The sequence below is a fragment of the Pseudomonas sp. UYIF39 genome (assembly GCF_029963765.1).
Taxonomy (GTDB): domain Bacteria; phylum Pseudomonadota; class Gammaproteobacteria; order Pseudomonadales; family Pseudomonadaceae; genus Aquipseudomonas.
The window spans coordinates 107,443-120,406 of the sequence record NZ_JALBYU010000001.1; the positions used below are offsets into that span (position 1 = coordinate 107,443).

Annotated in this window: 13 protein-coding genes and 1 pseudogene; 10 read left to right on the forward strand and 4 right to left on the reverse strand. The window is 58.2% G+C overall.

The window, feature by feature from the left end; translation table 11 throughout:
* Positions 1-37: 37 nt before the first annotated feature.
* The gene (locus tag MO767_RS00540; RefSeq protein WP_282478941.1) at positions 38-934 is read right to left on the reverse strand and encodes a LysR family transcriptional regulator; all 897 of its coding nucleotides are present in this window, start codon (positions 932-934) and stop codon (positions 38-40) included.
* Positions 935-1,225: 291 nt separating this feature from the next.
* Here MO767_RS00540 and MO767_RS00545 point away from each other — a divergent pair, with 291 nt between their 5' ends.
* On the forward strand, positions 1,226-2,137 hold the full coding sequence (locus MO767_RS00545) for an SDR family NAD(P)-dependent oxidoreductase (protein ID WP_282478942.1): 912 nt from the start codon (positions 1,226-1,228) through the stop codon (positions 2,135-2,137).
* A gap of 4 nt (positions 2,138-2,141) precedes the next feature.
* Positions 2,142-2,498 (forward strand): NAD(P)-binding domain-containing protein, encoded by a 357-nt coding sequence (locus MO767_RS00550; protein WP_282478943.1) that lies wholly within the window; start codon positions 2,142-2,144, stop codon positions 2,496-2,498.
* Between the two features lie 200 nt (positions 2,499-2,698).
* Here the strand turns inward: MO767_RS00550 and MO767_RS00555 are convergent, their stop codons facing one another.
* Positions 2,699-3,439: a response regulator gene (locus MO767_RS00555; protein ID WP_282478944.1), complete on the reverse strand. Its 741-nt coding sequence runs from the start codon at positions 3,437-3,439 to the stop codon at positions 2,699-2,701.
* Between the two features lie 184 nt (positions 3,440-3,623).
* On the opposite strand from MO767_RS00555, the gene MO767_RS00560 reads away from it, so the two are divergent.
* Both MO767_RS00560 and MO767_RS00565 read left to right on the forward strand, forming a co-directional pair.
* Positions 3,624-3,887 carry a DUF2790 domain-containing protein gene (locus MO767_RS00560; RefSeq protein WP_282478945.1) on the forward strand — a complete coding sequence of 88 codons (264 nt, stop codon included), beginning with the start codon at positions 3,624-3,626 and terminating at the stop codon, positions 3,885-3,887.
* A 114-nt stretch (positions 3,888-4,001) separates the two neighbouring features.
* Entirely contained in the window at positions 4,002-5,060 is a 1,059-nt protein-coding gene (locus MO767_RS00565; RefSeq protein WP_282478946.1) for an alpha/beta hydrolase, read from the forward strand.
* Between the two features lie 68 nt (positions 5,061-5,128).
* On the opposite strand, the gene ppnN is transcribed toward MO767_RS00565, so the two are convergent.
* Positions 5,129-6,502 carry a nucleotide 5'-monophosphate nucleosidase PpnN gene (gene ppnN / locus MO767_RS00570; protein WP_282478947.1) on the reverse strand — a complete coding sequence of 458 codons (1,374 nt, stop codon included), beginning with the start codon at positions 6,500-6,502 and terminating at the stop codon, positions 5,129-5,131.
* Between the two features lie 211 nt (positions 6,503-6,713).
* Here ppnN and MO767_RS00575 point away from each other — a divergent pair, with 211 nt between their 5' ends.
* Positions 6,714-7,241, forward strand: a complete 528-nt coding sequence (locus MO767_RS00575) for a DUF3087 domain-containing protein (protein ID WP_282478948.1) — start codon at positions 6,714-6,716, stop codon at positions 7,239-7,241.
* Between the two features lie 209 nt (positions 7,242-7,450).
* Here the strand turns inward: MO767_RS00575 and MO767_RS00580 are convergent, their stop codons facing one another.
* Positions 7,451-8,404: a LysR substrate-binding domain-containing protein gene (locus MO767_RS00580; RefSeq protein WP_046048144.1), complete on the reverse strand. Its 954-nt coding sequence runs from the start codon at positions 8,402-8,404 to the stop codon at positions 7,451-7,453.
* A gap of 121 nt (positions 8,405-8,525) precedes the next feature.
* Here MO767_RS00580 and MO767_RS00585 point away from each other — a divergent pair, with 121 nt between their 5' ends.
* From MO767_RS00585 to MO767_RS00605, 5 genes and pseudogenes are all read left to right on the forward strand, one after another.
* Complete coding sequence (locus MO767_RS00585; RefSeq protein WP_282478949.1) at positions 8,526-9,695, forward strand: M20 aminoacylase family protein; 1,170 nt, start codon at positions 8,526-8,528, stop codon at positions 9,693-9,695.
* Positions 9,696-9,734: 39 nt separating this feature from the next.
* Positions 9,735-10,523 carry an ABC transporter substrate-binding protein gene (locus MO767_RS00590; RefSeq protein WP_282478950.1) on the forward strand — a complete coding sequence of 263 codons (789 nt, stop codon included), beginning with the start codon at positions 9,735-9,737 and terminating at the stop codon, positions 10,521-10,523.
* A 92-nt stretch (positions 10,524-10,615) separates the two neighbouring features.
* Positions 10,616-11,305, forward strand: a pseudogene (hisQ, locus tag MO767_RS00595) (histidine ABC transporter permease HisQ).
* Entirely contained in the window at positions 11,302-12,015 is a 714-nt protein-coding gene (locus MO767_RS00600; RefSeq protein ID WP_282478951.1) for an ABC transporter permease, read from the forward strand. Before hisQ ends, MO767_RS00600 begins: the two are co-directional and overlap by 4 nt.
* Positions 12,016-12,036: 21 nt before the next feature.
* Positions 12,037-12,804, forward strand: a complete 768-nt coding sequence (locus MO767_RS00605; RefSeq protein WP_282478952.1) for an ATP-binding cassette domain-containing protein — start codon at positions 12,037-12,039, stop codon at positions 12,802-12,804.
* The last annotated feature ends 160 nt before the right edge of the window (positions 12,805-12,964 follow it).

Genomic DNA, 12,964 nt, shown 5'->3' on the forward strand with positions numbered 1-12,964 from the left:
TCGTGTCCGCATCGTTCCCGTGCAATCCACAACTCAGCTATGGGCTAACGACTTCTCGGACGAGATTGATGAAGGCTCGTAGTCCCGCCGGCATTTGACGATTGGCTGGGTAGTAGAGGCTCAAGCCCGGATACGGTGGCGTCCAATCCTTCAATACGCGTATCAGTCTCCCCGATTCTAGATGGGAGGAGGCGGCAAACTCGTTGGTCCAAGCTATACCTGCGCCTTCAAGGGCTGCCTCTATCATTAAGTGGTGGCTGTCGAGCGTTAACGATCCGCTGACATCTACGGACTGCTCGTCACCGCGTTTCTCAAACTCCCATTTATAAATAGTGCCGCTGGGGAAGCGGACGCGGATGCAGTTATGCGCGATAAGGTCTGCCGGAACCTTTGGTTTTTTGCGGTTTTCGAAGTACTGGGGCGCTCCGACCACCGCAAAACGGAGTGGGGGGGTAATAGGGATTGCAATCATATCCTGTGGGACGCTTTCCGCCAAACGTATGCCTGCATCGAAACCGCCAGCAACGATATCTACCAGGCTTCTATCGGTGACGATGTCCACTCGCATGTCTGGATAGCGGTTCAAGTACTCCAGCACTATCGGAGTCAACACCATCTGCGCGGCACCTTCGGAGGTGTTCAAACGTAGTGTTCCCGCCGGTGTATCACGGAACTCGCCAACTGCTTCCATGGCTGCCGATATTTCGCGCAAGGCGGGTTGGACTCGAATCAAAAACTGCTCACCGGCTTCGGAAAGCGAAACGCTGCGAGTTGTCCTGTGGAACAACCTAACGCCCAGGCGCTGCTCAAGAGCGGCGATTGCATGACTCAGTGCTGATGGCGACATCCCCAGTTCCGCTGCTGCGCGACGGAAGCTGCGATGCGTCGACACTGCAACCACAGCGTTAAGTTCGAGCAGTCCCGATTTCTGCATTGTGCTAATTCCTGCATGTGTTCATACGATATTAGCTCGATTGTTTGCGTTAATGCAGGGGCTTATCTTTATACGAGCGACCTCAACGAGATCGAATCTGCAAGCTGTGAATGGTGATCCCTAGCCCGCGAAAAGTGGGATCTCCCAATCAGAACGGCCGAGATTTTCAACATCACAATGCTGTTGTCGCCCGACCGAAAAATGGCGCGATAGCAATTCCAAACACCGACGTCCGGTGTCCCCGCAGGTCAGATCGTCTTGGCGGGCAAATGCACATGCGAGGAATATTTCATGACACGTATTACGACCCCGTTTGGGTTTCATTCAACTGCGCAGGAAGTTATCGAAGGGGTCGACCTCACGGGTAAGCGGGCAATTGTCACGGGTGGGGCCGCCGGTATCGGCATTGAGACGGCGCGAGCTTTAGTCAATGCCGGTGCGGACGTCACGCTTGCCGTCCGACGCCTGGACGCGGCTGAATTGATAGCTGCCGAGCTGCGTTCGGAAGGTAGGGGCACCGTTGATGTTCGATTAGTTGATCTCGCAGATCTTTCTTCGGTGAAATCGTTTGCTGAGTCTTGGTCAGAGCCACTTCAAATCCTGGTCAATAACGCAGGCATCATGGCACTGCCCGAGCGAGAGTTGACATCGCAAGGATGGGAAATGCAGTTTGCGACCAATTTTCTTGGCCATTTTGCTCTCGTGCTTGGGTTGCAGGACGCCTTGATCAAAGCTGAGGGCGCTCGAATTGTATCGCTGAGTTCAAGCGCAAATCTGTTAGGGCCAGTAGTCTTCGACGATATCAATTTCGACTTCCGCCCTTACGAGCCTTTCGCATCATATTCTCAAGCGAAATCGGCCTGCGCGCTCATAGCCGTAGAGATCACGCGTCGCTGGGCTGATCGTGGCATTTTCGCAAATGCTGTAAACCCAGGGGCTATCGCAACCCACCTTCAGAAGCACACCGGCGGTCTCAAGACACCTGTTGAGCACCAGAAGACCGTGCAACAGGGTGCTGCAACCTCTGTACTACTTGCGGCCTCTCCACTGTTGGAAGGTCTTGGTGGTCGTTATTTCGAAGACTGTAACGAGGCGCATGTGGTCAACAAACGCCCTGCCGATTACATGGGGGTTGCGCCTTACGCCATTGATCCCGATAACGCGAAGCGGCTGTGGGAAGTTGCCACTCGAATGATCGGGTAAAGACATGTCCAAAATAAAAATCATTCGGATTGGATTTATCGGGCTTGGCGACCAGGGTGCTCCGATGGCTCAGGCGATCTCCGAGGCTGGTTTTGAGCTTCACGTTTGGGCTCGACGCCCCCAAACATTTGAGGCCATAGCGGGTACGCCTCACATCGTTGAAAAAACGCTCCAGGCGCTTGCCGCTAATTGCGATGTCGTCTGTCTGTGCCTGACCGATGATAAAGATATCGTCAATCTTCTCAATAGTGGGCTTCGGGATGGGCTTAGGACTGGCACGGTGCTCGTAAACCATGGCACCGGCGATCCGGGAGAAAGTCGCCGTCTGGCGGCTGAACTGTTGGCGCTGATGCGATTTTGACCCAGGTTACTGATTTTAGCTGACCCATTTGCAGCCTCTGAAATCCCACGCAAGGTCATCGATTGCTGAATATTCGAATGGGTCAATGATTTCCGGCGGCTTGGGGGTCAAAATCGCCTCAGCGCCAACATTCTCATGTCAGGTCATCGTGACAACGTGTCAATGCATCGTGACAAATGGGGGTTGTGTGGGGCAGCGCTTCATGACTCTGCGCCAAGCATTTCCACCGGGTAAGAGAACACATAGCCTTCGCTGCGCACGGCCTTGATGTAAGTCGACTCGCGAGAATCATCCTTCAGCCGTTGACGCAGACGGCTCACCAGCAAGTCGATGGAGCGGTCGAACAGATCGGCGTCGCGGCCCTGGGTCAGATTGAGCAGTTGATCGCGGCTGAGCACGCGTTGCGGGTGATCGAGGAACACCCGCAGCAAGCGGTATTCGGCACCACTGAGGGCAACCATCGTGTCGTCTTCGTCCAGTAAATGGCGGGCGGTGGTGTCCAGGCGCCAGCGGCCGAAACCCAGCAACCGCCCGCTTTCGGTGATCAGCAGGTTGGGTGGCAGCATCCGGGTGCGGCGCAACACGGCATTGATCCGCGCCAGCAGTTCGCGGGCGGCGAAGGGTTTGGTCAGGTAGTCGTCGGCGCCCATTTCCAGGCCGAGGATGCGATCGGTTTCGTCGTTGCGCGCGGTGAGCATCAAGATCGGCGTGGCTTTGTGTTTGCCCGAGCGCAATTCGCGGCACAGCAGTAGGCCGTCATCGCCGGGCATCATGATGTCCAGCACGATCAGGTCCACCTGATTGGTTTCCAGAAAGCTGCGCATCTGCCGGCCATCGGCGACCACGGTGGTGCGCAAGCCGTTCTTCTTCAGGTAATTGCCGACCAGTTCGCGAATCTCCCGGTCGTCGTCGACGATCAGGATGTGGTTCACATGTTCCATCGCTCAAACCTCTTGTTGTTCGCTTTGTATCGCACTGTACCTGGCGCCCTTTGAGACACCTTACGCCCTAATACGCCGGGTTCTACGACACATGGCAGATACCTCGGGCCGATTAAATGGGTTCCATCGAGACAAGACGACTTGCCTCACAACCACTACCCATTGCAACCCTGAGGAAATCACCATGAACTGGAACAAACTGATTGCCGCCAGCTTCTTCGCGGTCCTGAACGTTGCAGCGTTTTCGGCCCATGCCGATGTTCAAGCGCCGTCGCAGACAACTTCTCACGGCACCCATCTGGATATCAAGAAAGTGCTTTCCGTCGTCGAAAACGGCGGCGGCAATTGTGGAGTTGTCGATGCCCGCCTGACCTACCTCGATTCCAGCGGCACGCAGAAAGTCCTCGGTTATAGCAAATTCGCAGAGTGTAGCAATCAGGGAGGCTGATCTTTCCACTACGCTCATCGCTGTCGAATTCGACGAACGTGCAGTCGTCTGAATGTCCCACGATGGCTGACTCACGTCGTCCAGAAAACCGGTCAGGACTTGCAGGGAATCACCATGAAGATGAATGTATCTCGCAATAAAACCGCCTCACGTCGTTTCTTTGGTCCGTCGATCCTCGCGTTTGCGCTGATGCAGTTAGGTGCCCTTGGTGCTGCCAATGCGCAAGCTGCGACGCCAGAGCCAGTGGTGGCCAGCGCCGGGACACTCAAAGCGGACTCGTTCGGCCCGCTGAAGCATGTCAACGCCGGGTTGCTGAATGTGGCGTACGCCGAACTCGGCCCTGTCGATGGTCCGGTGGTGATTCTTCTGCACGGTTGGCCCTACGACATTCACAGCTATAGCGAAGTGGCGCCCTTGTTGGCGGCCAAGGGTTACCGGGTGCTGATCCCGTATGCACGGGGCTACGGCGACACGCATTTCCTGTCCGACAAGACTGTTCGCAACGGCCAGCCGGCCGCGTTGGCCAGTGACGTCATCGACTTTATGGATGCGCTCAAGATCAAGAAGGCGGTGCTCGGTGGCTACGACTGGGGCGCGCGCTCGGCGGACATCGTTTCGGCGCTCTGGCCGGAGCGGGTGGAGGCGCTGGTCTCGGTGAGCGGCTACCTCATCGGCAATCAGGCCGCCGGCAAGAATCCGTTGCCGCCCAAGGCCGAGCTGCAATGGTGGTACCAGTTCTACTTCGCTACCGAACGCGGCCAGGCCGGTTATGAAAAAAACCGCCACGACTTCGCCAAGTTGATCTGGGAACTGGCGTCCCCGAAATGGACGTTCGACGACGCCACTTTCGACCGCAGCGCTGCCGCCCTGGAAAACCCTGACCACGTCGCTATCACCATCTTCAACTATCGCTGGCGGTTGGGCATGATTCAGGGCGAACCTCAATATGAAGCGCTGGAGCAGCGGCTGGCCAAGGCCCCGGTCATTACGGTGCCGACCATCACCATGGAAGGTGATGCCAACGGGGCGCCACATCCGGCTGCCGAGGATTATGCCAAGCGCTTCACCGGCAAATATGAGTATCGGTTGATCAACGGTGGTATCGGCCACAACTTGCCGCAGGAAGATCCGCAGGCTTTTGCCAAAGCGGTGATCGACGCTGATCAGCTTTAAGTAGTGGAAACAACAGCGAGCCAAAGCATTAGCTTCGGCTCGCGACGTTACAACTCACATTAGCTTTATTACGCAACCACCTCATAACACGGTACATACGCCGCGCCACCTGGCAGTTTCATCCGGTGCTGGGCGACGAAGGCCTTTAGCAGTTGATCCAGCGGTTGCATCACCGCCGCGTCGCCACGGATCTGGTACGGCCCGTGCTCTTCGATCAGGCGGATGCCCTTGTCCTTGACGTTGCCGGCGACGATGCCGGAGAACGCGCGGCGCAGGTTGGCGGCCAGTTCGTGGGCCGGCAGGTTGCGGCTCAGTTTCAGGTTGGCCATGTTTTCGTGGGTCGGGTCGAAAGGGCGCTGGAAGCCTTCGTCGATCTTCAGCAGCCAGTTGAAATGGAACGCATCATTACGCTCGCGGCGGAACTGTTTGACCGCCTTGAGGCCTTGGGTCATTTGACGCGCGACTTCAGCCGGGTCGTCGATGATGATCTCGTAATGTTGCTTGGCAGCGTCACCCAGCGTCGCGCCGACGAACGCGTCCAGTTGCTCCAGGTACGGCGCGGCATGTTTCGGTCCGGTGAGGACCACGGGGAAGGGCAGGCCGGCGTTGTCCGGGTGCATCAGGATGCCGAGCAGGTACAGGAACTCTTCGGCCGTGCCGGCGCCGCCCGGGAAAATGATGATGCCGTGACCGACGCGGACGAAGGCTTCCAGACGTTTTTCGATGTCCGGCAGGATCACCAGTTCGTTGACGATCGGGTTGGGCGCTTCGGCGGCGATGATGCCCGGCTCGGTCAATCCGAGGTAGCGGCCGCCGTGGATACGCTGTTTGGCGTGGGCGATGGTCGCGCCTTTCATCGGGCCTTTCATCACGCCGGGGCCGCAACCGGTGCAGATGTCGAGGCTGCGCAGGCCCAGTTCGTGGCCGACTTTCTTGGTGTATTTGTATTCTTCGGTGTTGATCGAGTGGCCGCCCCAGCACACCACGATCTTCGGCTCGACGCCGGGGCGCAGGGTGCGGGCGTTGCGCAGCAGGTGGAAGACGTAGTCGCTGATGCCCTGGGAGGTGCTCAGGTCGATGCGTTGGGCGTCGAGTTCGTTTTCGGTGTAGACGATGTCGCGCAGGGCGCTGAAGAGCATTTCGCGGGTGCTGGCGATCATTTCGCCATCAACGAAGGCGTCGGCCGGGGCGTTCAGCAGTTCCAGGCGTACGCCGCGGTCCTGCTGGTGAATGCGGATTTCGAAGTCCTTGTAGGCTTCGAGGATGGTTTTTGCGTTATCGACATGGGCGCCGGTATTGAGGATGGCCAGGGCGCACTGGCGGAATAAGGTGTAGGTGCTGCCGGATCCGGCTTCGCTCAGTTGCTGTACTTCACGTTGAGAAAGGGTTTCCAGGCTGCCTTTTGGGCTGACCGAGGCGTTGATTACTTGTCGTTGGGTCATTCAATGATCCTTAAAACGATGCCATTCATACAGGCAAATGGCATCCGAATAGTATGGTTCCATGAAAGAAGATGGCACGAACTGCGCTGTATCGCCATTTCCCCGTTTGACGATGAAAAGATGAAAAGGAGCCCCAGCATAGCTAAATCCCCTGCAGAGGCGATAATGCCCCGCAGCCTTTTTACCCATGCCCTCAAGGAACCCCGTCGCGATGTTCGAAATCCAGCCGCAGAACCCCGAACGCTATCGAAGCCAGACGCGACGCAGCACGATAATCATAGCCTTGATTTTCCTGGCCCTGGCGATGGTGGTGTCCACCACGGCGGTGGCGTTGTTCGGTGAAGCCGACGGCGACAATCTGCGATTTAACGTCGGCGGCGTATTTGTAGCGGTGCTGCTGATGGCAGCGCTGATGCGCGGCACGTTCTGGACCCAGCCATGGATGGCCCCGGCGGTTTACGGTTGGCAGCTCAAGCGCAGCCTGATGAGCATCACCAACGTCATGCATCAGGTGACGGCGGCGGTGGAGAAGGAGGATCCGACGGCCATGAAGCTGCTGCGTTTCTACCATCTGGGGTTGAGTCAGATGCACGAGTTGGACGGTAACTCCAGTGATCACAGCCAATTGACCCGCGAGATGGATCAGCACAAGGCGCGGATGGAAGCGCTGGGCATCGACACCGAGCAGACCCAATTGAATCCCGCCTGGATCGCGGCCGTGAAGCAGACGCCTCGGTAAGACCTGTGGGCAGAAACCTAATGCCGATCAGTTAAGCCACTTCAGCCGCAACGCATACCATGTAGCAGCCTGCGTCCGGCTGCGCAGCAGTCGTAAAACCTGAGTGCGAGGTTTTTCTGAAACACCGCGTCGTCTGATTTCACGACTGCTGCGCAGCCGAACGCAGCCTCGCAAGCTCGACAGCTGCTACAGGGATAGTGTTGTGGCGCTTAAACCCGCAGACGCAGGGTTTCAAAGAGTTCCCTGTCTTCCTTTTTGGCCGAGCGCGCATGGCGTCGAATGACCTGCAACAGGCAATCGGTAAAGCACAGCGCTGCATTGCTCAGGGAGCCATTGCGGCGGGTCACGATACTCAGCTGCCGGGGTTCAAACTGCTCAGCCAGCTCCAGGGCAACCACCCGGCCGAGGAAAGGCGGGGCAACGCTCACAATGGACGGTCCCCAGGTACACATGTCGGCCCGCTCGACCATCATCTGCAAGATGGCCAGCGAATGAGCCCGAACGATTCGGTTCTCATCGATCTGCGCACCGTGTTTCCAGAACAACGCCTGCATCAGCCCATCGTGTCCGTCCGGCGCGTAGTTCAGCGTCCAGTTCTGCTCCAGTAACTCATGGATTGACCGAGCGTCCTGCCGAGCATGACCCTGACGAACCAGCACCGACGTCTGGTAATCGAGCAAGGTTTCGCAGGCAAACTCCTGGGTCGATTGCGCCGGGTGCAACTGGCCAATCGCAAAATCCATGCTGCCATCACGCAACAACGGCTGGGCCACGGCCATCAGGCTTTCGTACAGCTCCAGGCGGATTTCCGGCATGCGCTCGCGAAACGCCAGGACCACCTCGGGCAAGAAGGTCAGCGCGATCCAGGGCGTGACCCCGACACAGAGCCGCCCCTGGGCTTTGCCGCGCATGTGATCGAGCTCGGTCTGTGCATGCTCCAGTTGCTTGATCACGAGCCGGGCGTGAGTCAGCAATACTTTGCCGTATTCCGTGAAGTTCAGGCCGCTGGGGGTTCGGGTGAACAGCGGTAACTGCTGACTGGTTTCCAGTTCGCGTAGCGCTTTGGTCACGGCGGCCTGGGAGATGTCCAGCGAACGTGCCGCCGCGCGGATGCTGCCGGTTTCGGCGCTGGCAATCAGTGCTTGTAATTGATGGAGTTTCATCTGTTAACTCTAGTGACAACCTAGGGTTGTCATCATAACCAAACTGGGCCTCCCCAGCCCAGAGCCCGTTCCCTAAGATCGGACTCAGCAACCGCTCAGGTCTTATCGAAGGAATACAACAATGATCGCCGACCCAGTCTTGCCGGGTATTGCAGCCATCCAAGAGGAAATGATCGCGTTGCGTCACAGCATTCACGCTCACCCCGAGTTGGGCTTTGAAGAGTTCGCCACCAGCGAGCGGGTTGCCGCGTGTTTGACCCAGTGGGGGTTTGAAGTCTGCACGGGTGTAGGCAAGACCGGCGTCGTCGCCACCCTGAAAAATGGCGAGGGCCGGTCCATTGGTCTGCGCGCCGACATGGATGCACTGCCGATTCAGGAAACCACCGGTTTGCCCTATGCCAGCCGGATCGACGGCGTCATGCATGCCTGCGGCCACGACGGCCATACGGCAACACTGCTCGCAGCCGGCAAACACCTGGCGCAGACCCGGGCATTCAACGGCACTGTGCACCTGATTTTTCAACCGGCTGAAGAAGGGCTGGGCGGTGCCCGGAAAATGCTGGAGGAGGGCCTGCTCGAACGGTTCCCGTGTGACGCAATCTTTGCCATGCACAACGTGCCGGGTTATCCCGTCGGGCATCTGGGGTTCTATAGCGGCCCGTTCATGGCGTCTGCCGACACGGTGAACATCAAAATCATCGGCAACGGTGGTCACGGCGCGGTGCCGCACAAGGCGGTCGACCCGGTGCTGGTCTGCTCCTCGATCGTGATCGCCCTGCAAAGCATCGTCTCGCGCAACGTCAATCCGCAGGAAATGGCGATCATCACGGTGGGCTCCCTTCATGCCGGCAGCGCTTCGAACGTCATTGCGTCCAGCGCCGAGATGAGCCTGAGCGTGCGCGCCCTGACCCCCGAGATTCGCCACTTGCTCGAAGTCAGAATTACCGAATTGGTCAACGGTCAGGCGGCCAGTTTTGGCGCCCGGGCCGAAATCGATTATCAGCATTGTCATCCGGTGTTGATTAACCATCCCGAGCAAACCGCCTTTGCCCGTGAAGTCGCCCGTGACTGGTTGGGAGAAGGGCGGCTGATCGACGATTTGCGGCCCTTCACCGCGAGTGAGGATTTTGCCTTTGTCCTGGAAAAATGCCCCGGCAGTTACCTGGTGATCGGCAACGGCGAGGGCGATAGCGGGTGTCTGCTGCACAACCCCGGCTACGACTTCAATGATGCCTGTCTGCCAATCGGCGCGAGTTACTGGGTCAAGTTGGTCGAACGTTTTCTGGGTTGAGTCGCCGTATTTTCGTTGGGCCTGAGAGGAACAAAAATAATGAACAAGATGATTGCGGCTGTTTCACTGGTGTTGTTGACGGCCACGGGACTGGCCGGCGCGGCTGACTGGTCTGGCAAAGTCCTGAAACTGGGGGTCGACCCCACGTATCCACCGCTGGAATACAAGAACCAGGATGGCACGCTGACCGGTTTCGGGGTCGACATCGCCGAGGCGCTGTGTGCCGAACTGAAGGCCCGCTGCATTTGGGTTGAAAGCAGCTGGGACGGGATGATCCCTGCGCTGCTGGCGCGCAAGTTCGACGCGGTGGCGTCGTCGATGACCGTGACGCCCAAGCGCCTGGAGCAGATTGCGTTCACCGACAAGGTCTCCAATGCGCCGGCCCGGTTGGTCGTCAAGCGTGGATCGGGCCTGCTGCCCACCCTCGAGTCGCTCAAGGGCAAGCGCATTGGTGTGGAGCAGGGTTCGACTCAGGAGGCGTTTGCCAAAGCCGTCTGGGGTTCGAAAGGCATCGACGTGCTCTCCTATCAAAATCAGGACCAGGTGTATGCGGACCTGGTGGTGGGCCGACTCGATGCCTCGTTGCAAGGGGCCATTCAAGCCAACTACGGCTTCCTCACCACCGCGCAGGGCAAGGACTATGAATTTGCCGGTGCCACCCTGGATGCCCCAGCCTTTTTCGGCGTCGGTGACGGCATCGGTTTGCGCAAGAGCGATGTCGAGTTACGCGAAGACTTGAACAAAGCCCTGGCGACGATTCTGGCCAATGGCACGTACGCGCGGATCAATAAAAAATACTTCGATTTCGACGTTTACGGCGCGAAGTAACGCCCCTTCGACCCTTGAAACCGAGCGGTCGCCTGGCCGCTCCATCGCAGCATCCCCCTTCACCTCGACCTAATAAGAACAAGGAGAGTGAAATGCTTCTGGAAGGCTTTGGCCCGCAGATCCTGCTGGGCACCCTGGCCACTATCAAACTGGCGTTATGGTCATTGTTGATCGCGGTCCTGGCCGGGCTGCTCGGCGCCAGTTCCAAGTTGTCTTCCAACCGTTTGTTGCGAGCGCTGGCCATCGGTTATACGACGGTGATTCGCAGCATGCCGGACCTGGTGATCATGCTGTTGCTGTTCTTCAGCCTGCAAATGCTGCTCAACCGGATGACCGATTGGCTGGGCATCGCTCAGATCGACATCGACCCGTTTCTGGCCGGTGTCATCACCCTGGCTTTCATTTATGGGGCTTACTTTACCGAGACGTTTCGCGGCGCTTTCCAGGCGGTCCCGGCTGGCCAGATCGAAGCGGCAAGGGCCTACGGCATGACCCGTGGCAAAACCTTTTGCAAAATTCTTTTCCCGCAAATGCTCCGTCACGCATTGCCGGGCATTGGCAATAACTGGCAGGTGTTGATCAAGTCGACCGCGCTGGTATCGATCATCGGCCTGACCGATGTCATCAAAGCCACGCAGGATGCGGGCAAGGGTTCCCTGTAGTTCTTCTATTTCACGCTGGTCGGCGGCCTGATCTACCTCGCCATCACCACGGTGTCCAACGTTGTCTTGATGTGGCTTGAGCACCGCTACTCGGTGGGTGTCAGGAAGGCTGCGCTATGACCGGCATTCTCGACAATTACTGGCAGGCGTATCTGTGGAGTGACGGGTCACACTTTTCCGGGCTGGCGGTGACCTTGTGGCTGCTTATTCTTTCGGTGGTGACGGGCTTCCTGCTCGCGGTGCCGTTGTCGATTGCCCGTGTCAGCCGCAACCCGCTGATCCGTCTGCCGGTCTGGTGCTACACCTACGTGTTTCGCGGCACCCCGTTGTACATCCAGCTGCTGTTTTTCTACACCGGGGTGTACAGCTTGCATGTGGTTCGATCCCAGGATTTTCTCAATGCGTTTTTCCGTGACGGGTTCAACTGCACGGTGCTGGCGTTCGCGCTCAATACCTGCGCCTACATGACCGAAATTTTCGCCGGTTCCATCCGGGCGACTGCCCATGGCGAAATCGAGGCCGCCAGCGCCTACGGCATGAGCCGGTTCACCCTCTATCGCCGCATCGTTTTGCCGTCGGCGTTGCGCCGGGCCCTGCCGTTTTTCAGCAATGAAGTGATTCTGATGCTGCATTCCACCTCGGTGGCCTTTACCGCCACAGTCCCTGATTTGCTGAAGATTGCCCGGGACGTCAACTCGGCGACTTATGCATCCTTTGCCGCGTTCGGGATCGCCGGGGTGCTGTATGCCACCAGCGCGTTTTTCCTGATCTGGCTGTTTCGTCGTGGCGAACTGCATTGGCTCGGCTACCTCAACCCGCGGACGCACTGACCCCTAACTGGACATGCTCGAATGTATAAATTGATCGTTGAAGATGTGCATAAGAGCTACGGCAGCCATGAGGTATTGAAGGGGGTCTCACTCAAGGCCAGGGCGGGTGACGTGATCAGCATCATCGGCTCTTCGGGGTCGGGAAAAAGTACCTTCTTGCGCTGTATCAACCATCTCGAACAACCGTCCGCCGGGCGCATCATCGTGAATGCCGAAGAGCTGCTCACACGCAAGAACTCAAGGGGGGATTTGTGTGCGGTCGACTCCGTGCAGTTGCAGGGCATGCGCAGCAAGCTGTCGATGGTGTTCCAGCACTTCAATTTGTGGAGCCACATGACGGTGCTGGAAAACATCATCGAGTGCCCGATGAGCGTGCTGGCTGTCAGTCGGGCGGAGGCTCTGGAGCGGGCGCGGCATTACCTCGCCAAGGTAGGTTTGCCGGCAAAGGTCGAGACGCAGTATCCGGTGCAGCTGTCCGGCGGCCAGCAACAGCGCGTCGCCATTGCGCGTGCGCTGGCCATGGAACCGCAAGTGATGCTGTTCGACGAACCAACCTCCGCCCTGGACCCCGAGCTGGTGGGCGAGGTGCTCAAGGTCATGCAGCAGCTGGCAGAAGAGGGGCGCACGATGGTGGTGGTCACCCATGAGATGGCGTTTGCCCGGCAGGTGTCGAACCACGTCATGTTTTTGCATCAGGGCCGGGTGGAGGAACAGGGGGCACCGAATACCGTGCTGGAGCAGCCCCGGAGCGAGCGGTTGCAGCAGTTTTTGGCTGGAAGTCTCAAGTAACGACAAACACTGAATCGTAGCCCTGGCGAGCCGGGGGGTGAGAATAGTTCTCGCGCAAATCACATATCCGGTGTTTGATGAGGCATAGTCGCCTGGCACCAGGCGGCTCATACCCGTCAGGGGTCATAAAAAGGGCGAACGGGAAGATTCGCCGTGTGAT